This is a genomic window from Campylobacter pinnipediorum subsp. pinnipediorum (genome assembly GCF_002021925.1).
Taxonomy (GTDB): Bacteria; Campylobacterota; Campylobacteria; order Campylobacterales; family Campylobacteraceae; genus Campylobacter_A; species Campylobacter_A pinnipediorum.
This window is the reverse complement of the sequence record NZ_CP012546.1, coordinates 1,134,772-1,158,224: the sequence shown is the minus strand read 5'-3', so window position 1 is coordinate 1,158,224 and position 23,453 is coordinate 1,134,772. Positions and strand designations below refer to the sequence as shown.

The window sequence follows — 23,453 nt, the reverse complement described above, 5'->3', positions numbered from 1 at the left end:
TTAAGCTTCTTTTAAAATAGTTCCGAGTAGTTTTTTATCAGCTCTTTGTGTTATTTTACAAATATATCTTTTTCCTACTTGCAAATCACTAATATCGCTTTCGTTTATTAAAACCTCGCCATCTATATCTTTATCCCATATGTCAAGTTTGGCTCCAAAAAACATCTCTCCTTCGCTACTTACTCCATCAAGTGTTACGATATATTCTTTATCTATTGTGTTATCAAGACTTTTTGATATTGTGTTGTCTATGATTTTTTCTATTTTGCTTAGTCTTTGAGATATTATTTTTGTTGGAACTTGCTCCATTTCATAAGCTTTTGTATCCTCTTCTTTTGAGTAGGCAAATGCTGAAACCCTATCAAATGAAAACTCGCTTAAAAACTCACATAGTGTGTCAAAATCTTCGTTGGTTTCTCCGGGGTGTCCTATGATGATCCCAGTTCTTAAAAAAGAATTTGGTGCTTGTCTCATCATATCCAAAAGCTCTCTTAGTCTCTTCTCGCCACTTCCTCTTCTCATTATTTTTAGCATATTGTCGCTTATGTGTTGTATGGGCATATCAAAATAGTTATGAAAAACCTTTGATGAGATTATTTTTGAAATTAACTCATTTGATGTTGTGCTTGGATAAAGATAAAGTATCCTTGCGCTTTTTACACCGTCTATTTTTTCAATCTCGTCTATTAAATTTATAAGCCCATCGCTAGTGTTAAAATCTCTCATATATGAACTAGAATCTTGTGATAAAAAGCTAAAATCATAAAAACCTTTTTGAACTAGTTTTTTTACTTCATCTACGATATCTTCTAAATTTCTTGATTTTAATTTTCCTTTAAAGGTTGGTATAGCACAAAAGCTACATCTTTGATTACAGCCTTCTGATATTTTTATATAAGCATGGTAGTTTGAACCAGTAATGACTCTATCTTCTGTGCTTTGTAAATATGTATCAGGGCTAAATAAATTTGTCTTTTTTAATAAAATTTCATCTATCTTATCATAATCCCCAACACCGGTAAACAAATCAACCTCCGGAAGTTCAGCCATTAATTCATCGCGGTATCTTTGCATTAAACAGCCAGTTACAACAAGAGTTGCATCTTGTTTTTTGTTTTCTGCTACTTCAAGTATTGTTTGTATACTCTCTTGTTTTGCTGATTCTATAAAACCACAGGTATTTACTATGATAACATCAGCACTATTTACATCATCTGTTATGCTATAGTTTTTTAAACGACCAAGCATTATCTCGCTATCTACTAAATTTTTATTACAACCAAGTGATATTAGATGAACTTTTTGCATTCTTATATCCACATGTTGTCAATAAGTCTAGTTTTACCAACATAAGCCGCTACAAGTATTATAGTGTTTCCTTCTTCTACTTTTTGTATCTCTTCAAGTTCTTTGTTTACTATTGCCACATAGTCTAATTTTAAAGGCTCTAATATCCTTAACATCTCTTCTTTGATAGATCTGCTATCAAGATCTCCATTTTCTACAAAATTTAAAGCATTTTGCAATGATTTTGATATGCGAAGAGCCATACATTTTTCTTCTTCGCTAAGATATGCATTTCTGCTTGAAAGGGCTAGACCATCACTTTCTCTCACTATATCACAAGGAATTATTTCTATATCCAAAAACATTGTATTTATATAGTTTTGTATTATTAAAAGTTGTTGTGTATCTTTTTTTCCAAAATATGCTCTGTTTGGTTTTACTAGGTTGAAAAATTTAGTAAGAACCCTTAAAACACCATCAAAATGACCGGGTCTTGTCTTTCCTTCTAAGATATTTGCAAATTTATTTGGTGCTAAAACTAACGGCTCTTTATCAGAATACATAATATTTGCATCAGGTATAAAAATAGCACTAGCCCCGCAAGTTTCGCAAATTTTTATATCATCTTCTTCTTTTCTTGGATATTTTTCTAAATCCTCTCCAGGTAAGAATTGTGTTGGATTTACAAAAACAGAGACAATTGTATGTTCATTTTGATCTACTGATTTTTGTATAAGGCTTTTATGTCCATCGTGTAAGGCACCCATGGTAGGGACAAAGCCAACATTGCCATTAAGACTTGATCTAAATTCTTTAAGTTCTTCAATAGTTTTTATTATCTTCATTTTTCACTCTTTTTTGTATTTTAACCTGTCATTTTATCAAAATAAAAATTAAATTTGGTAAAATAGGCGAAAAAATTATGGAGATAATGAAATTGGATAATTATGAATATACAGAATTATTAAAAACACTAAGCACAAAGGTTGAAAATATCGCTCAGGTTGTTAAGCCAGATAGCCTAAAAAATAGACTTGATGAAATTAGTTCGTTAGAAAACGATCCTGATTTTTGGCAAGATATATCAAAAGCTGGTGTTATAGCAAAAGAAAAATCAAAAATAAATTCAATGCTTGATAAATTTAACTCCGCAAAACAGGCTGTTGATGATGCTAAGGATCTTTATGAATTAGCAAATTCAGAAAACGATGCCGAAACCATACAGTCATTATTTGATGATGCGCAAAATTTACAAGACCATATTATAAATTTAGAAATAGTTATGCTCCTTAGTGGAGATGATGACGGCAAAAATGCTATTGTTTCTATACATCCTGGTGCTGGTGGAACTGAGAGTAATGACTGGGCCAGTATGCTTTATAGAATGTATCTTCGTTTTTGTGAAAGAGAGGGTTTTAAGGTAGAAACTCTTGACTTTCAAGAGGGTGATGAAGCAGGTCTTAAAGATGTAAGTTTTATAGTAAAAGGTGAGAATGCTTATGGTTATTTAAAGGCTGAAAACGGCATTCATAGACTTGTTAGAACTAGTCCTTTTGATAGTGCCGGTAGACGTCATACAAGCTTTTCAAGTGTTATGGTAAGTCCTGAAATCGATGATGATATAGAGATAAACATAGATGAAAAAGATCTAAAAATAGATACATATAGAGCTAGTGGGGCTGGTGGTCAGCACGTAAATAAAACAGAAAGTGCAATAAGAATAACACATGTTCCAACAGGCATAGTAGTGCAATGCCAAAATGATAGGTCTCAACACAAAAATAGAGCCACAGCTATGAAAATGCTAAAATCAAGGCTTTATGAACTTGAACTTATAAAACAACAAGAGGCTAGCGCTAGTGTTGAAAAGAGCGAAATAGGGTGGGGACATCAGATCCGTTCTTATGTACTTTTCCCTTATCAACAAGTAAAGGATAACAGAAGCGGACAAGCTTACTCTCAAACAGATGCCATACTTGATGGTGATATTAAAAAAATGATAGAGGGTGTTTTAATAAGTCAAAAAAGTATTTGATCTAAGAGTAAAATCAACGCTCTTGGGATAAATAAATTTTTCTAAAATAAATATAGTTTTTGATGTTTATTTAGCAATTTTTACAGTTAAGCTATCTTTAAAATCCAAAGATAGCTTAAAAAATACCAAAAATTTGTTTTAAAATTTAAAAGCTTAAAAAATAGTTATTATTTTTGTATATTTCTTTTTGCATAAAATTTTATTTTAAACTTAGCAAATTCGCCTTTTATGATAGCTTCTCTAATCTCTTTCATTAAATTTAGATAATAATGCAAATTATGCAAACTTGCTAATCTAAAAAATGTAAGCTCTCTTGCTTTAAAAAGATGGTTTAAATATCCACGGGAATAATTTTTGCAAGTATAGCATTGGCATTCTGGATCTATTGGCATATGATCGTTTATAAATTTTGCTGATTTGATGTTTATCTTTCCAAAACTTGTAAAAAGAGTCCCGTTTCTTGCATTTCTTGTAGGCATAACACAGTCAAACATATCAACTCCACGCCCAACATTTTCAACCAAATCCTCGGGTGTTCCAACTCCCATTAGATATCTTGGTCTATTTTGGTCAATAAATGGCATAACAGCCTCAACGGTATCATACATCTCTTGATTGCTTTCGCCAACACTAAGCCCACCTATAGCAAGCCCATCAAAGTCCATCTGTGAAATCTCAGTCGCACATTTTTTTCTAGCTTCATAATCTGTTCCGCCTTGGATTATTCCAAATATATTTTGATTAACACCTATGCCTTGAGATTGTTTAAGCTTATGATAATCAATAGCTTCTTTTGCCCATTTTATAGTTCTATGCAGGCTTAACTCAACTCTTTTTTTATCAGCCGGAAGAGCAACCAAATCATCAAGTATCATCATTATATCACTACCAAAATCATATTGGGTATCAAGGACAGATTTTGGTGTAAAATAGTGCATTGAGCCATCTATATGGCTTTTAAATTTAATTCCGCCATCATCGTTTTTTGTATTTGATCTTAATGAAAATGCTTGAAAACCACCGCTATCGGTTAAAAAACTTCTATCAAATTTTGTAAATCCGTGAAGACCACCAAATTCTTTTACGATTTTGCTTCCGGGGCGTAGATACATATGATATGTATTTGCTAGTATGATATTTGCATTTAGTGTCTCTTTCATATCTAAAGCATCTAGACTTTTTACAGCCCCAACAGTTCCAACAGGCATAAAAACAGGAGTTTGTATCATGGAATGTGCTGTTTGTATAATACCAGCTCTAGCATTAGAATCTTTAGCAACTATATCAAATTTCATTTTTGCCCTTTAAATTAAGTATTATGTTTTTTTGGATTAATTGTAGCAGGTTATAGCTAAAAAACTTTTTTAGCTATAATTTAAATTAAGATTTTATGAAATATTTTTCAAGCCAAGCTTGTGCTGATTCAAAAGTTTCAAACTTACCACTTTTAGCAACCTGAGCAACACCCTCATAAAAACGTATGCGTATTCCATCTTGAACATTATCTATTTTTACACGTGTTATTTTATCCGTATTTAGATACACTCTATCGTTTAATTTTACAAACATATTTTCTCCTTTCTTTAGTTTTTATCTTTTTTAACTCTATCTTCTTGATCACTTAAAAAAAGCTCTTTAAAACGTTTGTTTACATACTCTTCTATGTCTCTTTGGAGTTGTTTGTATGATTTTATAAGTTCATAAGCACGAGGATTTAGGGTTGTGCCAGCATTGTCTCCACCGCCTTGCTTAGTATTTACTAAGTCCTCTTTCATATTTTTTGATAAAATTTGTATATGGCTCCAACATTTTTTATAATTCATTCCTAAAATTTCAGCAGCTTTTGATATAGAGCCAGATTCTGCTATTACTTCCAATACTTCTGTCTTTCCTTTTCCAAAAAGCAAATCCCCATCGCTGTTTTCTATCCAAGTTTTTGTTTTTACTATCATTTTTTTACCTTTCTTCTCTTTAAAACATCCTAATTGGCAGTATTTTACATCAACACCATAGTCTTTTAATGTCGATCTTATCTTTTTAAGACCAACACCAACTCCAGCATCTCTTGCATCTTTACAGGTTATTCTACCTTTTTCATCAATCTTTGGTTTTAGACCATTATATACTATATAACTACCATCTGATTTTTCTAGCTTGCCAAATTGACCAAGTTCGCACGAGTCTATTTTGATGCCAAGATTTGTAGCTGTTTTGCCAACTTCTCCAACATCAACATCTAATTTTTTTGCTATTTTAAATGCAACTCCGCAATCTAATCTACCATTTTTATTTTGAAATTTTATTATTAGTTTTTCTATCTCTTTATGCATAAATTCTACTTTCACAGCTATAAACATTAAGCTTGTTGCCACGAGCAAATCCGCATAAAGTTAGGTTAAATTTTCTAGCTATCAAAACACCAAGGCTTGTTGGAGCTGTTCTTGAAACAAGTAGTGGTATAGAGTTCATAACAGCTTTTACAACCATTTCAGAACTAAGTCTTCCGCTAACCATTAAAAAGCTATTTTTCAAATCAGCATTATCTAATGTAGCTTTCCCAATAGCTTTGTCTATCGTGTTGTGCTGAGCTATATCTTCTCCTATATAAAATTTTTGATTATCTGTAAAAAGTTTTGCTGTATGCACACAGCCTGTTTTTTCGTATAATTCACACTGAGTGTAAAACTCACTCATTTGATTTGATATATCACTTCTTCTGAATTTGATATCTTGATTTATGAGCTTTGCACTTAGTGTTTCTAAATTTACATTTGCAGTAACGCTTCTACCGCAGCCGCTTATTATTATGCTTTCGTGGTTTAGTGTTTTTAAGCTTTCTTCATTTACCTTTGCTTTTATTTCTACACATAATTTTTTTTCATTGAATTTTATATCCGATATATCTTTGGGATTTAATATAATGTTTTCGCTAAGCAGGTATCCTACGGCTAGTGCTTCTAAATCAACCGGCGTAGCCATCATAGAGCCAACTTTTTTATCATTTACTATAATATCTAGTTTTATCTCTCTTACTAATATATCATCACAATTAGAGAAATCATCTCCAATATATTTTGTTATTTGCGTTGTAAAAATAGGTTCCACTTATTCCCTTGAAAGATAGCTTCACCATCTTAAGGCGAAGCTAAAAAATTATTTTAGTTTAGGATAAACTTTTTCGTATTCTGATACTGGTATTTGATCTTTTGATATAAGCTCTTGATACCAATAATGATGAAGAACATATACCTCTTCTTCTTCTTTATACCCTGTTATCATAGACCAAATAGCGCCATGTATAGCTATGGCGGCCATATATATATGAACTAAGAAAAATACAGCACACACAACACCTAAAACATTGTGAATTATAGCTGATAGTCTAAGTAATTCTATCTGACTTAATCCAAGCCAAGTTGCAACGCTAGGTTGTTTAAAATCAAGAAAATACATAGCAGCACCAGTTGCTATCATAACCATTCCACCTGGTATAGCTATCCAATACCAAGCCTTTTGTCCTGCATTAAATTTTCCAGCTGGAACACAGGCTTTTTTCTTTGACAAATAACCGCCAACTATCATCATCCATTTTATATCATAAATGGCAGGTAGCATTCTTTTTGTCCAGTAAAGAAACAAAGGAATCACAGAAAATGCAAAAAATAAAGTTGCAATTCCGTGAGAATTTTTCATAAGTCTTACAAATGTTCCGCCGCCAAATGCACTTCCCCACATCATTATTATACCTGTTGGGACTAATACTATCCAAGAAACAGCCGCTATACCGTGCATAACTCTTTCTATTATATTGAAAGCATATACTTTTTTGCCATCGTGGCTAAAATGCTTTGGACCAACAACCAAAAAATGTAGTGTAAAACCTATAAGCACACCAAGTACTGCTATAACAACACCATAAGCAAAATACTCATTTCCTTGCAAAAAGGTGAAAAGTTCACCAAAGCCACCTTCGTAACCCTTTATATTTTCTACTCTAGCTGATGCCCAAACATTGCTATCATATTGATTTGTTCCGTCAGGTAGATGTAGAGCAAAGGCATTAACGATAAAAAATAATACAGATAATAACCTCATATTCTGTCCTTCTTGTAGTAAGCTATTTTCCAAGTTAGAGACTCTTTTATATCTTTTATGCCATAACCCCTAGCATTAACTCTATCTTGGTAAATTTTTTGTATTATATCAGATTCTCCCACAAGTAAAGCTTTTGTTGAACACATAGCCGCACACACTGGTACTTTGCCTTCTGCTATTCTGTTTTGGCCATACTCTTCAAATTCTTCTTCTGAATTTGTTTGTATATTTACACCACCAGCACACATTGTGCATTTATCCATACTTCCTTTTACACCAAAAGCACCATCTCTAGGGAATTGTGGAGCACCAAACGGACAAGCATAAAGACAATATCCACAACCTATACATATATCTTTATCGTGTAACACAACCCCATCTGCTCTTATATGAAAACAATCAACAGGACAAACTAGCGAACAAGGAGCATCCTCACAGTGCATACAAGATATAGATGTTGATAGCTCTTTCCCTGGTATTCCTTCGTTTAAGGTTACAACCTTTCTTCTTCTAATACCTATCGGAAGTTCGTGTGCCTCATCACAAGCCACAGAACAACCATTGCAATCTATACAACGATCCGTATCGCAATAAAATTTTAATCTAGTAAAGCTTTGATTCATTTATCGCTCCTTAAGCTTTTTCTATGCGGCATAATCCGCCTTTTGTTTCAGGGATTTGAGTGATGATATCATATCCATAGTTTGTAACTGTGTTTGCACTTTCTCCTGATGCGTATGGTTTTGTTCCTTCAGGGAAGTTACCAGTCATATCAACACCTTGCATTACACCTGCAAAGTGAAATGGTAAAAATATCATATCTGGAAGCACCGATGGAACCAATCTAGCCTTAACTTTTATCTTTGTTCCCTCAGGCGAGTGAATCCAAACCATATCCCCATTTTCTATGCCTTTTTGTTTTGCTAAATCCGGATGAATATCAGCAAACATTTCAGGTGTTAATCTAGCAAGATATTTGCTTGCTCTGTTTTCCATTCCAGCACCATTTAGATTTACAAGACGAGCTGTAACTAGGTTTATAGGGAACTCTTTTGCAAAGTCTTTGCTTTGTTGCAAGCTTTCATATTTTGTGTAAACTCTATAATGATTTGGCTTATCATTAAAGCTAGGATATTTTTTTGCCAAATCAGGTCTTTGAGAGTGTATAGGCTCTCTATGTTTTGGAATTTGGTCTGCAAATATCCAAACAACAGCCCTAGCTTTTGCATTACCATAAGGAGCTATACCTTTTTGCATACATTTTTCAGCTATTATATTGCTATCATCAACTTTCCAATTAGCACCCATTCTTGCTTTTTCATCTTCTGTTAGCTGTATGTTTAGGACTTTTTCTATATTGTCTTTTGTTATCTCTGGATATCCACCATTTATAGGCGAATCAATCGGAGCTGAACCATCTTCTGCTAATAAATTTACGCCATCACGCTCTAAACCATAACGATTTCTAAAACCCATGCCACCTTTGCTTACAGGTAAATTTACATTATATAAATTTGGGCTTCCGCAATGAGTTGTAGTCCAGCAAGGCCAAGGAAGACCATAGTATTCACCAGCGACATCTGTTCCTTCTTTTCCAAGAAGTGTTTTTTCATCAAATTTATCCCAATTTAATGTGTGATTTTTAAGTCTTTCAGGAGTCCAACCTGTAAGTCCTATTGTTTTTATAGTATTTGCTATTTCTTTTGTTGCTGCTTCTGGCCATTGGATGTTACCATTTTCATCTCTTATTGTTCTTGTAAGCTCTTCGTAAAAGCCAAGCCTTTTTGCAAGTTCAAATAAAATTTCTTGATCTTGTTTGCTTTCATATAAAGGATCTGTTACTTGAAATCTCCACTGTCCAGAGCGATTTGTTGCAACAACTGTTCCGCTAGATTCAAATTGTGTAGCTGATGGTAATAAAAATATATTATCTTGCTTGTGAGTAACAACAGCTGCTTCGTTCACAAAAGGATCTGCAAGAACTAATAATTCAAGATTATCAAGACCTTCTTGAACCTTTGCTTGTTGAGCTGTTGAAGTGATTCCATTTCCTATAACAAATAGTGCTTTTAAGTTTGTCCCGCTATTTTCAATTGAATCATTACCATCTTTACCGCCAAGTGAACCAGCCCACCAACGAGCTAGTGTAAAACCTGGTTTATTCATCCACTCTGGTTTTATAAAGTTTCCTTGAAGCCAATCAAAATCAACCTTCCACATCTTAGCAAAATATTTCCAAGCACCTTGTGCTATTCCGTAATAACCAGGTAGATTATCAGGTAAGTTTGCCATATCTGTTGCACCTTGGACATTATCATGGCCACGAAGAATGTTACAGCCACCGCCTTCTATACCCATATTGCCTAATGCAAGTTGTAAAATAGGTGCTATACGAGTGTTTGAGCTTCCTATTGAGTGCTGAGTTAGACCCATTGCCCATATTAAAGTTCCTGGAGAATTTTTTGCATATACTTCTGTTATCTCTTTTAATAATTCAGCTTTTACACCAGTAACATCTTCTACTATGTCAGGTGTCCAGTTTTTCGCTTCTTTTCTTATCTCATCCATGCCGTAAACACGGTCGTTTATAAATTGTTTATCTTCCCAGCCATTTTCAAATATCAAATTTAGCATTCCATACATAAATGGTATATCTGTCCCAGGTCTTATTTGAGCAAAATAATCAGCCTTGGCAGCTGTTCTTGTATATCTTGGATCAACAACTATTAGTTTTGATCTATTATTTTCTTTTGCTTTTAGAAAGTGTCTAAAACCAACAGGGTGATTAACCGCAGGATTTGCTCCAAAGATTATCATAGCTTTTGAGTTTTGGATATCTCCAAGATGGTTTGTCATAGCGCCATAACCCCAAGTATTCGCCACACCGGCGACTGTTGTGCTATGTCAAATTCTAGCTTGATGATCTAGGTTATTTGTCCCAAACATTGCGGTAAATTTACGTATATAGTAACTTTGTTCATTACTTACTTTTGCAGAACCCAAAAACATAACTTGTTCGGGATTTTCATCTCTATATTTTTTAAGTTGCTCTCCTATTCTATTAAGAGCTTCTTCGTAACTAATACGTTTCCATTTGCCGTTTTCTTTTACCATAGGGTATTTTAAGCGAACTTGTGAGCGAACCATATCGATCATGTCGCTTCCCTTACAGCAGTGGCCACCAGCACTTACAGGGTGATCTTGAGCTACCTCTTGGCGAACCCAAACACCGTTTGAAACTTCGGCCATTATACCACATCCTACAGAACATGCTGTGCATACTGTTTTTACCATTTTTGAATCAGGAAATGGATTTTTTAATTCATTCTTGGTGGCTTCTCTAGTTACTCCGCTGGCATAAATTCCAGTTGCTCCAGCGGTCATACCAAGAGATGCCATTTTCAAAAACGAACGCCTACCAACACGAGATGAAGCTAAATCGTTTTGCATAATACATCCTTTCTAAAATTTAATTTGCTTGTTTATAATAAAATTCCCAAGTTTTAGTTCTTGAGTATAAATTTTCTTCGCCTTTTTCTGTTTTTTTGGCTTTGTCTTTAGCCAAAACACTTGTAGAAGCAAGCCCAACAGATGTTCCTACCATAAGTTTTTTTAAAAACTCGCGTCTATTTTTTTGCATACTTTTCCTTTCTTTGGTTTTTATATTTGTTCTTCAGCTTTTCTTCTTGCTTTATTTGCTTCTCTTCTTATCATTTCAGATCTTGAAATTCCATTTTGAGTTTTTATATTTTTTTCATTTTCATAATTTGGTTTGTTAATACCATAATATAGTCTTTCAAATTCTATAAATGATTGAAGTATTAAGCAGATTGATTTGTAACTTTTAGAGTTTTGATGGTTATATAAGTTTAATATAAACTCATCAATAAAAGGATTTATTGTTGATTCAAATAGCTCTTTTGAAAACTCTTTATATTTTTCATCTTTATCTAGTATGTATGATATAAAATCAAACATTAATGAAAACACAAATCCTACATTGTCTTCGTTTTCTTTAAACTCTTTTTCATCTCTTCTTATATTTGTTTTTGATAAGATTTTTCTAACTCTAACACAGGCAGAACCGGAGCTATAGCCCTCTTCATAATAAGAAAATGTATTGTGTAAAGGTCTAGGCGGTGCATGAAATATATCATCATATTCATCAGCTAAAGCATTAAAATCAGTAAAATTTTCTAAAAAATTATTTATCCCGATAGAGCTTGTTTCATCAAGTGGTGATTGTTTTATTGTATTTAAAATATCCAAAACACTATCGTATCTATCTTTTTTGTTGTTAAAAACAAATAATTTTGAAAATAGAAGATAATAAATCTTTCTAGCATTTAAAATATTATTTTTATCTTCTTTTGTCATTGTCTTTCCTTAAAGTACATTTTTAATTTATACTTAAAAATGTAGTTAAAAATCTAAACAAAAGCAATTAAACATGATAATTTAGATTTTCTACTATAAAACTTTATCTTAAATTTACTTAGTGAGGAGTCTTTAAAAAATATAAGTTTTTATAATTCAAGTTTTATTAAATATGCCTTAATTGCATATTATTAGTAATACAAAGTTGCTATATTTATTATAAAAATAAAAAATATAGCAATTTGAAAATATATTATTATTTATGATAAAATATTTAAATAAAATTCCTTAAAAAATGGAGAAAATTAAATGAAAAAATCCCAGTCTGTAGAACCAAAGATCGCAGATCTCGCAAATGGGTGGCTTAAATCATACAATTTAGACTATAAATTAGAACAAGAAAATTTAAACGATGAGATAGATAGGGCACTTGAAAACTATCAATCAAAAAATGGTGGTAATGGTGGAAATAGACCAGATTGTAAACTTTTATTGCAAGATAAGTATTTAAAATTTTATCCAATATTGATAGAGTATAAAGGCTATAAAGATAAATTAGTAAAGCTAAATGACAAAAACCAAGTAGACAATATTACAAGTAAAAATGAACATAATTTTACAAATATAAACTCATATGCCGTAAATGGTGCAGTCCATTATGCTAATGCACTCTTGCATCATACCGGTTATGAAGATATTATATCTATAGGAATTACAGGCTACAAAGACGAAAAAGGGAAGATAATCTACTCTATAGGTGTTTATTATGTGTCAAAAACAAATTTAGGAGTAGGGCAAGAAGTTGGTGATTTTACAGATCTATCATTTTTAAAAAAAGAAAATTTTGATAACTTTATAGAAAAAGTTAAAAAGCTATCTCTTACAACAGAAGAACTGGAACTTATCAAAGAACAAAAAGAAAGAGAGATAACTGCAAGCTTAACAAAATTAAATAATGATATATATAAAAATGAAACAGGGCTTGGAGAAAATGATAGAGTTTACTTGGTTGCAGCTTCAATTATGGCAACACTAGGAGTTCCAGGCAAGGTTTCTCCACTTAAAAAAGAAGATTTAAAATCACTAGATGAAATTGGAAACACCGATGGGGATATAATAATAAGAAAAATACAAGCTTTTTTAAGCGAAAAGAACTTACCAAAAAATAAAATGGATTTAATTGTTAGAACTTTACAAAACACACTTTTAAGCGATAATATCAATAAAGTTGCAGATGGAGAAACACAGCTAAAAAGAGTATTTACAAAAATAGTTGATGATTTGGGAATTTATTATAAAATAGGCTTAACTACTGATTTTACGGGTAAGCTATTTAATGAAATGTATGGTTGGTTAGGCTTTACTCAAGATAAGCTAAACGATGTCGTGCTAACACCATCATATGTAGCAAATTTACTTGTAAAATTAGCAAGGGTAAACAAAGATAGCTTTGTCTGGGATTTTGCTACTGGTTCGGCGGGTCTTTTAGTGGCTGCTATGAATGAAATGCTAAATAATGCTAAAAATAGCATAAAATCGCCCGATGAACTTAGAAAAAAAGAAGCTAAAATAAAAGCAGAACAACTCTTAGGGCTTGAAATTTTACCTAGTATTTATATGTTGGCTATTTTAAATATGATTTTAATGGGAGATGGTAGTTCAAATATTTTAAATCAGGATTCTATTAAAGATTTTGATGGTAAGTATGGTTTTGGAAAAACTGATGATAAATTTCCAGCTGATGCCTTTGTGTTAAACCCGCCTTATTCGGCAAATGGTAATGGTATGAACTTTGTTGAAAGTGCATTTGAAAAGATGAATAAAGGTTATGGAGCTATCATTATACAAGGCAGTGCAGGAAGTGGAAAAGCCATAGAATACAATAAAAAAATATTAGAAAAAAACACCTTAATAGCAAGTATTAAAATGCCAATAGACCTTTTTGTTGGAAAATCAAGTGTCCAAACTTATATTTATGTTTTCAAGGTTGCAGAGCCTCATCATAAAGATGATATTGTTAAATTTATTGATTTTTCAAACGATGGCTATACTAGAACCAATCGCAAAAAAGCAAGCAATAATCTAAAAGACACAGATAGGGCAAAAGAGCGTTACGAAGAGCTTGTAAATTTGGTTCGCTTTGGTAAAGGTAAGTTAAATATATTTACAGATAAGGAATACTACGAAGGACATATTGACCCAAAAAATGGAGCAGACTGGAACCAATCAGCACCTATTGACATAAAGCCAACTTTAAAAGATTTTAAAAAAACGGTGAGTGATTACCTAGCTTGGGAAGTAAGCAATCTACTTAAAAACCAAAGTAATAATTTGGGAAAGTAAGTTCCCCGCTTAACGAAATGCTAGAAGGTGTTAAGTGGGGTGAGTTTAGGATAGGAGATTTGTTTGAAATAGGAACAGGTTCTCTATTATCGGGCAATGAATTAAATAAAGGTAGTATTCCTAGAATTTCAGTAAGATCTGATAATAATGGCATTTTAGGTTATTTTGATACTGAAAAAATAGATAATTCTAGGCATTTTGAAAATTTTATCTCTGTAAACTTTTTTGGAAGCGACGGTGGTATATTTTATCATCCATATAAAGCAAGTGTTGAAATGAAAGTCCATACTCTAAAAATTCCAAATATTGAGTTTAATGCTAGAACAGGAAAATTTATAGCATCTTCTTTAAGTATATCTTTAAATGGTTTTAATTATGGTAGTCAGTTGTCAAGTTCAAAGCTGAAAAATTTAAACTTTAAAATCAAACTCCCCATTTGTGAAAATGGGGAAATAAATTTTTCCTTTATGGAAAAATTTATTGCAGAGCTAGAAGCTACTCATCTTGCAGAGCTAGAAGCGTATTTGCAAGTAACAGGCTTAAAAGATTATAAATTAACAAATGAAGAAATTAGGGCTTTAGAAGATTTTGAAAATGATAGTATAAAATGGTGTGAATTTAGGCTAGGAGATTTGTTTAAAATAGAAAAAACAAAAAGCTTTAATTCTGATAGTCTAGTTGATGGTTTTGAGTATGACTATGTAACAAGGACTTCAATAAATCAAGGTATTTTGCAAACCACTGGTTTTATAAATGACAATAATATAAATTCGGAAGGCACTTGGAGTTTGGGATTGTTGCAGATGGACTTTTTTTATCGTGAAAAAAAATGGTATGCAGGGCAATTTGTAAGAAAAGTAATTCCTAAATTTGAATTAAACGAATATACGAAATTGTATTTTTCGTCCGTGCTAAATTCTTTGAAACCTTATTTGTTGACATTGGCTGTTAGATTTGTTGATGAAGAATTTAGAAAAATTAAAGTTAATCTCCCTGTTTTTAAAAACAACATACCTAATTACGATTTTATGCAAACTTTTATAAGAGCCATTGAAAAACTTGTTATAAAAGATATAGTTTTATTTGCAGAGCGAAAAATAAAAGCAACGAAATCTGTAATAAATAAGTGATTTTAAGGTTGAAGCTTTATGGTTTTGACCTTGATATTACTTTTTTATTTTCTTGTTCTTTGTGTGTATAAAAAACTTAATATTTAAATCATATAATTGTTTGTTTTAGATAAAATATTGTATTATATTAACAAACAAACACTACAAAGGAAAAATTGAATGGAAAAAAAGATAAAAATTGTAGCAACATTAGGACCTGCTAGCGACAATATAAATACTATAAAAGAGATGGTATTGGCTGGTGTAAATGTATTTCGTTTAAATTTTAGCCACGGAACACATGAATATCACAAAGAAAATATACAAAAAGTAAGAGAAGTTGAAAAAGAACTTGATACAAAAATAGGAATACTTCAAGATATATGTGGTCCAAAAATTCGTATAGGCAAACTAGAAGAAAAATTTGAATTAAAGCCAAATGATAGACTTGATATTTATACACAAGATATACTCGGTGTTAAGGTGGCTGAAAATCACTATAAAACATCTATAAATCAGCCACAAATTTTAAAGATGTTACAAAAAGATCAATATATCTATCTTTACGATGGAAATATAAGAGCAAAAGTTGTAAGTGTTGATGATACTATGGTTCAAACTGTAGTTAAAAATAGTGGTGTATTAAACTCAAATAAAGGTGTAAATTTCCCAAATACAAGACTTGGTATAGATGTTATTACACCAAAAGACAGAGCAGATATGGAGTTTGGAGCAGAACAAAAGGTTGATTTTGTTGCTATTAGTTTTGTTCAAAATGCTGACGATGTAAAAAAAGCAAAAGATATATTAAACTCATTGGGTTCAAAAGCAAGATTACTCTCAAAGATAGAAAAATTTGATGCAGTTGAAAATATAGATGATATTATAAAAATAAGTGATGGTATTATGATAGCTCGTGGAGATCTTGGTATAGAGATACCTTACTATGAAGTGCCTACCATTCAAAAATCAATAATAAAAAAAGCAAATATAGCAAGCAAGCCAGTTATAACAGCAACTCAAATGATGCTATCAATGGCAGAGCATGAAACAGCTACAAGGGCTGAGATAAGTGATGTCGCAAATGCAGTTTTAGATGGGACAGATGCTGTTATGTTAAGTGAAGAAAGTGCAGTTGGTATAAATCCAATAGCTGTTGTAAAAGCTATGAGCAATACTATACTTCAAGCACAAAAGATATACCCATACAATAAATTTGATCAGCTTGAGTTCTTGGATGAGACCGATATGGTGGCTTCAAGTGCTGCGGCATTGGCATATAGACTAAATGCAGATGCTATTATATCTATAACAGGCTCTGGTAAATCAGCTATAAAAATAGCCAGAAATAGGGTTGATATGGATATTATAGCTGTTACTCATGATCCTCAAATATCTGGTTCTTTAACACTCGCTTGGGGTGTTGGCTCTGCAAATTTTGTATTACCAAAGTGCAATACCATAACAGAACTTCTCATGAGAATGATAAAAGAAGCTGTCAAAAATAAAATAATAGATATAGATAAGACATATCTTGTTACAGCTGGTTTTCCTACTGGTGTTGAAGGTAGCACAAACTTTATGAGAATTTTAAGAAAAGAGCAGATAGAACATTATTTATCACTATAAAATATCTTTTTTAAAGGGTTTTAAATTTACTATTTTTAACCCTTTTTTATAAAAATATACATTATTTTACAAAATTTCATGTACACTAATAACAGATTATTAATACAAGCTTGTTTAAAATGTTATATCAAAATAAATAAATTATGATAACAGTCCATAAAAACGAGCTTAAACGACTCTTATTAATATATTTTCTTAATTAAGATTTTATTTATACTACATTAATCCAAATTTAAAAATAAAATACGATACTTTCATCAAATAAAAAATAGGAGAAAACGATGGAAAGAAAAGTAAAAGCTCAGGTTAATGGATTTAGGACTATGGATGGTGCGGGTGTAAAACTCGTTAGGGTTTTAGGAAATCAAACAACAGATGTGTTTGACCCTATATTGATGCTGGATTCTTTTGATAGTGTAAATCCAGATGATTATACAGCAGGTTTTCCTATGCACCCACATAGAGGCATAGAGACAGTAAGTTATGTGTTTAAAGGCAGAATGATGCATAAAGATAACTTAGGTTTTCAAGATACAATAGGCGATGGTGAGGTTCAGTGGATGACTGCTGGTTCTGGGATATTGCACGAAGAGAGACTTCCAGCTAGCGAAAGAATGTTAGGTGTTCAGTTATGGTTAAACTTACCAGCTAAATACAAAATGGTAAAACCAGAGTATAATGCGATAAAAAATGAGCAAATAGAAGAGATACCTTTTGATGGTGGTATGATAAGACTGCTTGCTGGAGAGTATAAAGACCATAAAGGTTATCAAGGAAAATACCTTCCGTTAAATTATTATGATATAGAGTTAGAGCCAAATGCTAGTATAACTATAGATACAAAAAGTGATGATTCTATCATGCTATTTACACTTTTATCTGATGCAGAGATAAGCGGCGAACACATAAAAGAAAAAACAGCTGTAAAGCTTACAGATGGCGATAGTGTAACTATAAAAGCTTTGGATAAAAAAGCAAAAGTTTTATTTATGGGTTCTAAGAGACTAGATGAAAGTATATCTTGGGGCGGACCTATAGTTATGAACACCGAAGAAGAGCTAAGACATGCATTCTTTGAGCTAAAAACAGGAACTTTTATAAAATAAACTTAAAAAGCTTGTTGGGTTATCCAGCAAGCTTTAATGAAATTTAAGACTTCTATGTTATTATCCTACTAAATGTGTGTAAAAAATCTAACATCATTGTTTAAACCAAACCAAAAATAAAGCAAACCCAACAAAACCCAACACCTTTACAAGCCAACTCTTTTAAGTTGTTTTAAATCCTATAAAAGCCTAATGCTTTCAAAGCTATACTTTATCCGGTAATTTTTATCCAAATCCATAAAAACCAAAAATTTTAGTATTTGTTTATATGCTTTACTAAGTCAAACCCAACTTTTATTAAATTTCAAAAACTATAACTTTTTATGTTTTATTTGTATAGCAAAACCTAACTTTATCAAAATTCCAAAACCCCACAAAAATCACACATAATTATTTAGACCAAATCAAAAATAGAACAAACTTTGTGTGCAAAAATCTAATAGTTTTAAAAGCTAACTCTTTTTTAGTCTTTTTAACTTCACAAACATCATACTCTTTAATTAAGCCTTTTAAATCACACAACAGCCCAATACTTTCAAAAGCTCACTTTGCCACATCACATAAATCATAAAGCCATACTTTATCCGGTAATTTTTTATCTAAATTCCTAAAAACCAAATAGTATTTGTTTGTATGCCTTGCTAGTTTAAAACCGCAACTTTATCCAAATCATCTATAAAATTTTACTTATTTAACATAGATATTACATTTTCTAACTCCTCACTTTGTCCTATCCTGTAAAGTGCAAAGTCGTATTTGATAGGGTCGTTTTTATCAAATGTCCTTAGTTTGTTTGTGAGTTCTAAAACTGCTTTAAAGTCATAAGTCTTTCTTTTAACAAGCCCAAGAGACAACGAAACCCTATGTGTGTGAACGTCTAGTGGTATCAAAAGTTCGCTTTTATCTAGGCTTTTAAAAATTCCCAAATCTATATCGGTATCTCTTACCATCCATCTTAGGTACATATTGTATCTTTTGTATGGAGAGCTTGGCTCTTTATCAAAAGGCCTTGCAAAAAAGAACTCATACCCATCTGATTTATAAGGGTTTAGTTTATAAATTTCTTTTATAAGCTCGTTTATAGCATAGCACATGCCACCTTTTTGAAACCCTTTTTTTAGTGTATGCTCTATATCCAAATCTTTTTTTAGTCTACTTAGAGTTATAAATATATTTTGCACATCTTTTGTGTTTTGAAATCTATATTTGTGTATTGTTATGCTTTTTATTATCTCTTTTTCTGTCTCATCTAATAGCGAAAATTCAAGAGAGTTTAAAAACTTTACTATAAGTTTTGCATTTCCATATGCAAACAAAGCACATACAAGACAAGAAACTGGCTCTTTTAGTTTTGTTGCGACCTGCAAAGGATCGGCATAAGAAAATAACTCATTTTGTCTGTTTTTATCAAAAACATAACCATCTAGTATATTTTTAATCATTGTTTTAAGGTAAGTAGTGTTTCTAACATTTGATTTACAGTTGTTACTATCTTCGCTGCTGCTCCATAACTAGCCTGAAATCTAATTAAATTTGTCAATTCTTCATTTGTATCAACACCACTTACAGACTGAAACTCTTGCTCTGCTGTTTTAAAAAGAGATGTATTTGTTTCATTAAAGTTATTATTTGCTTCTGTATCACTTGCTATATCTGTGGTTAAAAATCTATAATACCCATCTATAGTATCATCTCTATCTTGTGCTATTCCATTTGAATAAAATTTTAATTTATCATATTGTAGCTGAACCATTTTATTAGCAACCTCATTGTTTCCAGAAACAGGTTTTGAGTATGCTCTAAGCTTTGTATGATCCGAGATAAAATCACTATTTATAGCCATATCTCTTGCTTTTTCGCCATCAAAAAATCTATTTAGTCCAAGAACACCAGGGACATTTGTGCCGTGATCAACAAAAGCAATACTATAAAGCCCTTTTGTCTGTTTAGGTATAACAGCAAATGTTCCTTTATTTGATAATTTATCATAAAAATAAGATGCTTCAAAATAATCATTTACATCATTTGACATATTATTGTCATTATTATCATCCGAGTTTGAGTTAAAATCGTGCATTATAGAGTTTCCATAAGTTAGATCATTCATGGTTGTTGTTCCATTAACATCTATCGTTTTTTTGGCTATTTCTTTTCCTGTATTGTCATATACTATAACATCAAAAGTCCCGTTTTGAACATCTTTGCTAAAATTCATTAAGGTCTTATCATTTTCTAAGAAGTCAAACTCTTTGGTGTTTGATATCTCTACTGCTGATTGTGCATAGATATTATTTGTGTTGTGTATGATTGTTTTTGCAAGTGTATCAAGGTTGTCTATATATTTTTGCACAGAGCCTTCTGTAAATTTTTGAGCCAAAGGATCATAGTGTCTACCACGAAGATCAAGCTGTGCCCCTATCTTGCCATTATAAATTTTATCTTCCATTTTTATAAGTCTACCATCTTGCATCTCATAAAAAATTCCAGTAAATTGTCCTTTTGTATCAGCCTTATTCATAACAAGAGGATGAAAGTTAACACCATCTACTATACTTACACCACCTATATTTAGGTTGTAAAATCTTCCCTCATCGGTGATTCCACTATCTATCCTTGTGTTGCTTTTTAAATCACTCTTAAAAGTATCTATATTTACAAGTTTTGATAATGCAAGTTCTAGCTCATCTCTTTTATCTCTTAAGTCATTTGCATTTACTTTTATACCTGAGTCAGCACCTGATTCTACTCTTCTTATCTCTTTGTTTAGGTTTGCTATTTGCTCGCCTATTTTATTTACTTCTTCAACATTTATTTTCATTAGCCTATCTACTTCTGATTGAAGGCTATCAAGCTTTGTAGCTGTTCTTGATATGCCTTTAGTAAATACAGAAGCCATATTTATAAGGTTTAGTTTTTGTGCCGAATCATTAGGATTTGAGGCAAATTTATTCCAGGCATTAAAATAATTTGTCATATCTCTACTCAATCCAGAATCCTGCAAATCCGGAAAATTTTGAGCTAATTCTTGCATTATCCTTTGTTTAAAAGTTGTATTTTCTAAATTTGATGATGCTGATTTAAGCCTTGCATAGGTAAATTCATCGTGTATTCTTACAGTGGTTTCTACCTGTGTTCCCATGCCAACACCGCCCTCAACATTATACAAAGACATTGCTGAGGTTTGGACAACTCTTTGTCTTGTATAGTATGTGGAGTCGGCATTTGCTATATTATTTCCAGTTGTAGATATTTGAACTTGTGCCGCATTTAGCCCTGAAACACCTGTGTTTAAAGACATAAAAATATTTGCCATATTAAACCTTTGCCTTATATAATGTGTTTGTGTTTAAATTTTTAGAGTATGTATTTGAGTCTATATCAAACATCTCCTTTGTCAAACTATCAAAAAATTCTTTTACTACAACTACATGTTTTGCATATTTTTTGTTTACTTCGTTTAGACTTTCAAGCCTTTCGCGCATTGTTACAAGTTTTGATTTTGCTTCATCATCTAGAGTTTCTGCTATGCTTGATGATGTTTGTGATATTTTAACTAGCTCTTTGTCGATATTTCTTTTTGTCTCTTCAAATTTTTTTATAAGAAGACCTTTTTTTCTTACACTCTCATCTACAAGTGAGTGTTTTGCCTCTTTTATATTTAAAATATCTTGTTTTGTGATCTCTATCAATTCTTCAAGAGTCACAATAGCTTCGTTTAAATATCCATTTAACATCTTAATCCTTCATAATCATACAAGAGTATCTAGTATAGCTCCTGCTGTTTTTTTCATATCTATCTTATATGTGCCATCTTTGATAGCATCTTTTATATCTTGCAACTTTGTATTTTCTTGCTTAGATATATTTTGTATGTCATTATCTTTGTTGGTATTCAAGCTTTTGTTTGCTACATTTGTGCTTAAGCTTGATGAAAAACCACTTACATTACCTATCATTTTAAAGCCTTTAGTTTGATTTACAAAAACCAAATCGGCATAAAATATTTTTTCTTAAGACCTCTCTTTTAAAAAATTAAACAAAAGTTCGCTAAACCCAAGCCCACCACTAAGAGCCTTACTCATAGTGTCATTATACATTGACTTATATATGTCAGATCCGGCTGATTTTGGAAAGATTGAGCTTTTTTCATCCTCTTTTAATGCTATATCAAGCACCTCTTTAACCAAAAAAGACTCAAAAGCATCTGTTTGTTCTTTTAGTAATTTATCCTGTTTTGCATTTGATTTTAACCTATCTGTATTTATGCTATTAAATGAATTTATAGCTAGAGTGTTGTCTGTATACATTACATTACCTTTACATCCACGTGTATCGCACCAACACGCTTTAAATTTTGAATGATAGCTATTATGTCGCTAGGTGAAGCACCAAGTTTGTTTAAAGCTCTTGTTACTGTTGCTAGTGTTGTTTTTTGATCCTCTATCCTTAGTAAATTTGCTTTTGGGGATATAGCCGAGCCATCTTGCAAGTCAAAGTCAGTCTCGCTTTTTTTGTTATATGAATTGGGTTCTATCTTTATGGTTATATCACCATGTGTTAGTATAACAGGATCCACGCTTACATTTATACCACTTACTATCGTTCCGCTTCTTTCATCTATAACGACTTTATCATCAGTAGTATAGTTTATATCTAGGTTTAACACAGTGCTTATTATGTCTATCAAGTTTGCTTCATCTGGTTTTTTTATGATTATAGTTTTTGGATCTATTGCTGATGCTGTTTGTATACCTAAAGCCGAGTTTATAGTGTTTTGTGTATCCATGGCCGCTTTAAAATTTGAAGTTTTTAGACTTAGGGTAAAACTTTGCTGATTGTATATATCATAAGCTACCTCTTTTTCTACCAAAGCACCATTTAGTATAAGTCCGGCTGTCATATGTTTATCGCCACCTCTGCCTATGATCTTTCCGCCTATACTAAGCGAACCTTGTGCTAACGCATATATATCGCCATCAACACCCTTTAAAGGTGTCATTAGAAGCGTTCCTCCTTGAAGGCTTTTTGCATCTCCTATAGATGATATCGTAACATCAAGCTGATCGCCTTGTCTTGCAAATGGCGGCAGTGTTGCTGTTACTATCACGGCTGCGGTATTTTTTGATTTTATATCATCTGGATTTATCTTGACATTTACTGTTTGTAGCATATTTGATAAAGATTGTATCGTAAACTCAGATGTAGAGCCATCACCAGTTCCATTTAGTCCTACTACAAGTCCATATCCTATGAGCTGATTTTCTCTCACACCCAGCACACTTGCTATATCTTTTATCTGAGTAGCAAAAACACTTTTAAGTGTAGCTAAGATAAGCACAAGAAAAACAAACTTTTTCATATAAGACCTTATTTTTTGATTTTTAAAGGATACAAGCAAGAACTGTTCCATCTTTGAAAATAAACAGTTAAAATAACATTTAAGTTAAATTTAATGTATCAAAAAGTAAAATA

General features: G+C 31.9%; 22 protein-coding genes. 5 read left to right on the top strand and 17 right to left on the bottom strand.

What is annotated here, in order from left to right; translation table 11 throughout:
• Positions 1-1,308 (bottom strand): 30S ribosomal protein S12 methylthiotransferase RimO, encoded by a 1,308-nt coding sequence (rimO, locus tag CPIN17260_RS06020; protein ID WP_078387858.1) that lies wholly within the window; start codon positions 1,306-1,308, stop codon positions 1-3.
• A 2-nt stretch (positions 1,309-1,310) separates the two neighbouring features.
• Positions 1,311-2,132 (bottom strand): pantoate--beta-alanine ligase, encoded by an 822-nt coding sequence (gene panC, locus CPIN17260_RS06015; RefSeq protein WP_078387857.1) that lies wholly within the window; start codon positions 2,130-2,132, stop codon positions 1,311-1,313.
• Positions 2,133-2,224: 92 nt separating this feature from the next.
• On the opposite strand from panC, the gene prfB reads away from it, so the two are divergent.
• Positions 2,225-3,322, top strand: coding sequence for a peptide chain release factor 2 (gene prfB, locus CPIN17260_RS06010; RefSeq protein WP_069636978.1), 1,098 nt, complete (start codon positions 2,225-2,227; stop codon positions 3,320-3,322).
• Positions 3,323-3,489: 167 nt separating this feature from the next.
• On the opposite strand, the gene tgt is transcribed toward prfB, so the two are convergent.
• The 9 genes from tgt to CPIN17260_RS05965 form a co-directional block, all read right to left on the bottom strand.
• A complete protein-coding gene (gene tgt, locus CPIN17260_RS06005; protein ID WP_078440745.1) occupies positions 3,490-4,617 on the bottom strand; it encodes a tRNA guanosine(34) transglycosylase Tgt in 1,128 nt (375 codons plus the stop codon).
• Positions 4,618-4,702: 85 nt separating this feature from the next.
• Positions 4,703-4,891 (bottom strand): sodium-dependent tyrosine transporter, encoded by a 189-nt coding sequence (locus CPIN17260_RS06000; RefSeq protein ID WP_069633247.1) that lies wholly within the window; start codon positions 4,889-4,891, stop codon positions 4,703-4,705.
• A 14-nt stretch (positions 4,892-4,905) separates the two neighbouring features.
• Entirely contained in the window at positions 4,906-5,652 is a 747-nt protein-coding gene (locus tag CPIN17260_RS05995; protein WP_078440744.1) for a winged helix-turn-helix domain-containing protein, read from the bottom strand.
• On the bottom strand, positions 5,645-6,427 hold the full coding sequence (fdhD, locus tag CPIN17260_RS05990; protein ID WP_069637582.1) for a formate dehydrogenase accessory sulfurtransferase FdhD: 783 nt from the start codon (positions 6,425-6,427) through the stop codon (positions 5,645-5,647). Before fdhD ends, CPIN17260_RS05995 begins: the two co-directional genes overlap by 8 nt.
• 48 nt (positions 6,428-6,475) lie before the next feature.
• A complete protein-coding gene (locus tag CPIN17260_RS05985; RefSeq protein WP_069636964.1) occupies positions 6,476-7,417 on the bottom strand; it encodes a formate dehydrogenase subunit gamma in 942 nt (313 codons plus the stop codon).
• A complete protein-coding gene (gene fdh3B, locus CPIN17260_RS05980) occupies positions 7,414-8,040 on the bottom strand; it encodes a formate dehydrogenase FDH3 subunit beta (RefSeq protein ID WP_078387854.1) in 627 nt (208 codons plus the stop codon). Before fdh3B ends, CPIN17260_RS05985 begins: the two co-directional genes overlap by 4 nt.
• 10 nt (positions 8,041-8,050) lie before the next feature.
• On the bottom strand, positions 8,051-10,867 hold the full coding sequence (locus CPIN17260_RS05975) for a formate dehydrogenase subunit alpha (protein WP_226996914.1): 2,817 nt from the start codon (positions 10,865-10,867) through the stop codon (positions 8,051-8,053).
• Between the two features lie 19 nt (positions 10,868-10,886).
• Complete coding sequence (locus CPIN17260_RS09035; protein WP_099046657.1) at positions 10,887-11,057, bottom strand: Tat pathway signal protein; 171 nt, start codon at positions 11,055-11,057, stop codon at positions 10,887-10,889.
• A 20-nt stretch (positions 11,058-11,077) separates the two neighbouring features.
• Positions 11,078-11,794 (bottom strand): TorD/DmsD family molecular chaperone, encoded by a 717-nt coding sequence (locus CPIN17260_RS05965; RefSeq protein ID WP_078440742.1) that lies wholly within the window; start codon positions 11,792-11,794, stop codon positions 11,078-11,080.
• Positions 11,795-12,103: 309 nt separating this feature from the next.
• Here CPIN17260_RS05965 and CPIN17260_RS05960 point away from each other — a divergent pair, with 309 nt between their 5' ends.
• The 4 genes from CPIN17260_RS05960 to CPIN17260_RS05945 all read left to right on the top strand — a co-directional run bounded on the left by CPIN17260_RS05960 (position 12,104) and on the right by CPIN17260_RS05945 (position 17,981).
• A complete protein-coding gene (locus CPIN17260_RS05960; protein ID WP_069636969.1) occupies positions 12,104-14,137 on the top strand; it encodes an HsdM family class I SAM-dependent methyltransferase in 2,034 nt (677 codons plus the stop codon).
• Between the two features lie 17 nt (positions 14,138-14,154).
• The gene (locus CPIN17260_RS05955) at positions 14,155-15,267 is read left to right on the top strand and encodes a restriction endonuclease subunit S (protein WP_069636970.1); all 1,113 of its coding nucleotides are present in this window, start codon (positions 14,155-14,157) and stop codon (positions 15,265-15,267) included.
• A 159-nt stretch (positions 15,268-15,426) separates the two neighbouring features.
• Entirely contained in the window at positions 15,427-16,875 is a 1,449-nt protein-coding gene (pyk, locus tag CPIN17260_RS05950; protein ID WP_078440741.1) for a pyruvate kinase, read from the top strand.
• Positions 16,876-17,156: 281 nt separating this feature from the next.
• The gene (locus CPIN17260_RS05945) at positions 17,157-17,981 is read left to right on the top strand and encodes a pirin family protein (RefSeq protein ID WP_069633237.1); all 825 of its coding nucleotides are present in this window, start codon (positions 17,157-17,159) and stop codon (positions 17,979-17,981) included.
• A gap of 683 nt (positions 17,982-18,664) precedes the next feature.
• Here the strand turns inward: CPIN17260_RS05945 and CPIN17260_RS05940 are convergent.
• Genes CPIN17260_RS05940 through CPIN17260_RS05915 form a run of 6 tightly spaced genes read right to left on the bottom strand, consistent with a single transcriptional unit; the run spans position 18,665 to position 23,340 of the window.
• Entirely contained in the window at positions 18,665-19,423 is a 759-nt protein-coding gene (locus CPIN17260_RS05940) for a TIGR02757 family protein (RefSeq protein WP_078440740.1), read from the bottom strand.
• Positions 19,420-21,294, bottom strand: a complete 1,875-nt coding sequence (gene flgK, locus CPIN17260_RS05935; protein ID WP_078440739.1) for a flagellar hook-associated protein FlgK — start codon at positions 21,292-21,294, stop codon at positions 19,420-19,422. Before flgK ends, CPIN17260_RS05940 begins: the two co-directional genes overlap by 4 nt.
• 1 nt (position 21,295) lies before the next feature.
• Complete coding sequence (locus tag CPIN17260_RS05930; RefSeq protein ID WP_078440738.1) at positions 21,296-21,715, bottom strand: flagellar export chaperone FlgN; 420 nt, start codon at positions 21,713-21,715, stop codon at positions 21,296-21,298.
• Positions 21,716-21,730: 15 nt separating this feature from the next.
• A complete protein-coding gene (locus tag CPIN17260_RS05925) occupies positions 21,731-21,937 on the bottom strand; it encodes a flagellar biosynthesis anti-sigma factor FlgM (RefSeq protein WP_069637573.1) in 207 nt (68 codons plus the stop codon).
• Positions 21,938-21,991: 54 nt separating this feature from the next.
• The gene (locus tag CPIN17260_RS05920) at positions 21,992-22,288 is read right to left on the bottom strand and encodes a rod-binding protein (protein WP_078387845.1); all 297 of its coding nucleotides are present in this window, start codon (positions 22,286-22,288) and stop codon (positions 21,992-21,994) included.
• Positions 22,288-23,340: a flagellar basal body P-ring protein FlgI gene (locus tag CPIN17260_RS05915; protein WP_078440737.1), complete on the bottom strand. Its 1,053-nt coding sequence runs from the start codon at positions 23,338-23,340 to the stop codon at positions 22,288-22,290. The genes CPIN17260_RS05920 and CPIN17260_RS05915 overlap by 1 nt, the downstream gene beginning before the upstream one ends.
• Positions 23,341-23,453: the final 113 nt, after the last annotated feature.

Coding starts and splice junctions, on each gene's coding strand:
- rimO (WP_078387858.1), bottom strand. CDS start 1,308: ATGCAAAAAGTTCATCTAATATCACTTGGTTGTAATAAAAATTTAGTA.
- panC (WP_078387857.1), bottom strand. CDS start 2,132: ATGAAGATAATAAAAACTATTGAAGAACTTAAAGAATTTAGATCAAGT.
- tgt (WP_078440745.1), bottom strand. CDS start 4,617: ATGAAATTTGATATAGTTGCTAAAGATTCTAATGCTAGAGCTGGTATT.
- CPIN17260_RS06000 (WP_069633247.1), bottom strand. CDS start 4,891: ATGTTTGTAAAATTAAACGATAGAGTGTATCTAAATACGGATAAAATA.
- CPIN17260_RS05995 (WP_078440744.1), bottom strand. CDS start 5,652: ATGCATAAAGAGATAGAAAAACTAATAATAAAATTTCAAAATAAAAAT.
- CPIN17260_RS05985 (WP_069636964.1), bottom strand. CDS start 7,417: ATGAGGTTATTATCTGTATTATTTTTTATCGTTAATGCCTTTGCTCTA.
- fdh3B (WP_078387854.1), bottom strand. CDS start 8,040: ATGAATCAAAGCTTTACTAGATTAAAATTTTATTGCGATACGGATCGT.
- CPIN17260_RS09035 (WP_099046657.1), bottom strand. CDS start 11,057: ATGCAAAAAAATAGACGCGAGTTTTTAAAAAAACTTATGGTAGGAACA.
- CPIN17260_RS05965 (WP_078440742.1), bottom strand. CDS start 11,794: ATGACAAAAGAAGATAAAAATAATATTTTAAATGCTAGAAAGATTTAT.
- CPIN17260_RS05960 (WP_069636969.1), top strand. CDS start 12,104: ATGAAAAAATCCCAGTCTGTAGAACCAAAGATCGCAGATCTCGCAAAT.
- CPIN17260_RS05955 (WP_069636970.1), top strand. CDS start 14,155: ATGCTAGAAGGTGTTAAGTGGGGTGAGTTTAGGATAGGAGATTTGTTT.
- pyk (WP_078440741.1), top strand. CDS start 15,427: ATGGAAAAAAAGATAAAAATTGTAGCAACATTAGGACCTGCTAGCGAC.
- CPIN17260_RS05945 (WP_069633237.1), top strand. CDS start 17,157: ATGGAAAGAAAAGTAAAAGCTCAGGTTAATGGATTTAGGACTATGGAT.
- CPIN17260_RS05940 (WP_078440740.1), bottom strand. CDS start 19,423: ATGATTAAAAATATACTAGATGGTTATGTTTTTGATAAAAACAGACAA.
- flgK (WP_078440739.1), bottom strand. CDS start 21,294: ATGGCAAATATTTTTATGTCTTTAAACACAGGTGTTTCAGGGCTAAAT.
- CPIN17260_RS05930 (WP_078440738.1), bottom strand. CDS start 21,715: ATGTTAAATGGATATTTAAACGAAGCTATTGTGACTCTTGAAGAATTG.
- CPIN17260_RS05925 (WP_069637573.1), bottom strand. CDS start 21,937: ATGATAGGTAATGTAAGTGGTTTTTCATCAAGCTTAAGCACAAATGTA.
- CPIN17260_RS05920 (WP_078387845.1), bottom strand. CDS start 22,288: ATGTATACAGACAACACTCTAGCTATAAATTCATTTAATAGCATAAAT.
- CPIN17260_RS05915 (WP_078440737.1), bottom strand. CDS start 23,340: ATGAAAAAGTTTGTTTTTCTTGTGCTTATCTTAGCTACACTTAAAAGT.